The 2,319-nt window shown below is 76.5% G+C and carries 2 protein-coding genes; both read left to right on the top strand.

Annotated elements, in window-relative coordinates; all coding sequences use genetic code 11:
• Positions 1-119 precede the first annotated feature (119 nt).
• Positions 120-1,568 carry a UDP-N-acetylmuramoyl-L-alanyl-D-glutamate--2,6-diaminopimelate ligase gene (locus OL599_RS25695; RefSeq protein ID WP_264716918.1) on the top strand — a complete coding sequence of 483 codons (1,449 nt, stop codon included), beginning with the start codon at positions 120-122 and terminating at the stop codon, positions 1,566-1,568.
• Positions 1,565-2,319 (top strand): UDP-N-acetylmuramoyl-tripeptide--D-alanyl-D-alanine ligase (locus tag OL599_RS25690; protein ID WP_264716916.1); only part of this gene is annotated, 755 nt, incomplete at its 3' end. The genes OL599_RS25695 and OL599_RS25690, both read left to right, overlap by 4 nt.

Here is a 2,319-nt window from a genome sequence, read left to right as displayed (position 1 = left end):
ACGCCCCGGGCCGCCGGCGGCGCCGCAGCCCGCCGCCGTGCCGCCGCCGGTGGCCCCGCCGCGCGACTTCCGGCACGAGGCCAGTCTCGTGGCGCCCTCCGTTGCGGTTCGCTGATCTCATGCGCGCGCTCGGGGAACTCCCTCCGGCGGCATGGCGCTCGGCAGCGGGCATCGACCTGCGCGGCGTGACCGCCGACAGCCGGCGGGTCGCGCCCGGCTTCCTGTTCGCCGCCCTGCCGGGCACCCGCGCCGATGGCCGCGCCTTCATCGCCGATGCCGTGGCCCGTGGCGCCGCCGCGGTGCTGGCGCCGGAAGGCACCGACTGGCCGGCCGGCGTGCCGCCGCGCCCGTTGCTGCAGGACCCCGAGCCACGCCGCCGGCTGGCACAGATCGCCGCGGTCCTCGCCGGCCCCCAGCCGGCCACGGTGGTCGCGGTCACCGGCACCAACGGCAAGACCAGCACCGTGGAATTCCTGCGCCAGATCTGGGCGCTCGCCGGCCATGCGGCCGCCAGCCTCGGCACGCTGGGCCTGAACGCCCCCGGTTTCGAGGCCGGTCCGGGCCTGACCACCCCCGACCCCGTGGGACTGGCGGAGACGCTGGCCATGCTGGCGCGCGCCGGCATCGAGCGCGCGGCGATGGAGGCGTCGTCGCACGGGCTGCACCAGTTCCGGCTCGACGGCGTGCGCCTGTCCGCGGGCGCCTTCACCAACCTCACGCGCGACCATCTGGACTACCACGGCACCGTCGCGGCCTACCGCGCCGCCAAGCTGCGGCTGTTCGCCGAGCTGCTGCCGCCGGGCGCGCCGGCGGTGGCCAGCACCGCGCTCGATGCGGAGAGCCTCGCGGCACTGCGCGACATCGCCGGCCAGCGCCGGCTGGCGCTGCTGACCGTCGGCGAAGGCGGCGAGGCCATCGGCCTGCGGCGCGCGGTTCCCCGCCCGGACGGGCAGACGCTGGAGATCACGGCCGGCGGCAAGCGCCGCAGCCTGCATCTGCCGCTGCCGGGCCGCTTCCAGGCCGACAACGTGCTGGTGGCCGCCGCCCTCGCGCAGGCGACGGGCACGCGCGACGCACTCGATCACGCCGCGCATCTGACCGGCGTGCGCGGCCGCATGGAGCTGGCCGCCCGCCTGCCCAACGGTGCCGCCGTCTATGTCGACTACGCCCATACGCCGGATGCGCTGGAGCGGCTGCTGACGGCGCTGCGGCCGCATACCGCGGGGCGCCTGCACGTGGTGTTCGGCGCCGGCGGCGACCGCGACCGCGGCAAGCGCCCGCTGATGGGGGCCGCCGCCGCCCGCCTGGCCGACCGCGCCATCGTCACCGACGACAACCCCCGCACCGAGGACCCCGCCGCCATCCGCGCCGCTGTCCTGGCCGCCTGCCCCGGCGCGTGCGACATCGGCGACCGCGCGGCGGCGATCGAGGCGGCACTGAACGCGCTCGGCCCCGGCGACGTGCTGGCGGTGGCCGGCAAGGGCCATGAGCAGGGCCAGACCGTCGGCACCAAAACCCTCCCCTTCGACGACGTCGCCACCGTTCGCCGCCTCGCGGGGATTGCGTGAGCGCGTTGTGGACCCCCGACGCGCTGCTGGCGGCGACGGGCGGCCTGCTGCGCGCGCCGTTCTCCGCCGGCGGCGTGTCCATCGATACCCGCACCCTGAAGAAAGGCGACCTGTTCGTCGCCCTGGTCGGCGAGAACGGCGACGGCCATGCGTTCGTGGCGGACGCGCTGGCCAAGGGCGCGGCCGGCGCCCTGGTGCACCGCCTGCCGGACGGCGTGGCGGATGACGCGCCGCTGCTGCAGGTGGCCGACACGCTGGCGGGGCTGCGCGGCCTCGCCGCCTTTGCCCGCGCCCGCTTCCGGGGCCGGCTGGTCGCCGTGACCGGCAGTGTGGGCAAGACCACGACGAAAGAGATGCTGCGCGCCATCCTGGCCGCGCAGGGCAAGACCTGGGCCGCCGAGGCGTCGCACAACAACCACTGGGGCGTGCCGCTGACGCTGGCGCGCCTGCCCGCCGACGCCGCCTTCTGCGTCGCCGAGATCGGCATGAACCATGCCGGCGAGATCCTTCCCCTCGCCCGGCTGGCCCGCCCGCATGTGGCGGTGATCACGACGGTTGAACCCGCCCATATCGGCCATCTCGGCAGCCTGGAGGCGATCGCGGACGAAAAGGCCGCGATCGCCGGGGGATTGGAGCCGGGCGGCGTGGCCGTGCTGCCGGCCGACACGCCGCTGCTGCCGCGGCTGCTGGCCCAGGCCCCGAATGCCCGCCTGTGCGGCAGCGCCGCCGCTGCCGACGCAAGGCTGCTGGA

Origin of the sequence: Limobrevibacterium gyesilva (genome assembly GCF_025989185.1) — a bacterium.
Taxonomy (GTDB): Bacteria; Pseudomonadota; Alphaproteobacteria; order Acetobacterales; family Acetobacteraceae; genus Limobrevibacterium; species Limobrevibacterium gyesilva.
This window is presented reverse-complemented; position numbering and strand designations above follow the sequence as displayed.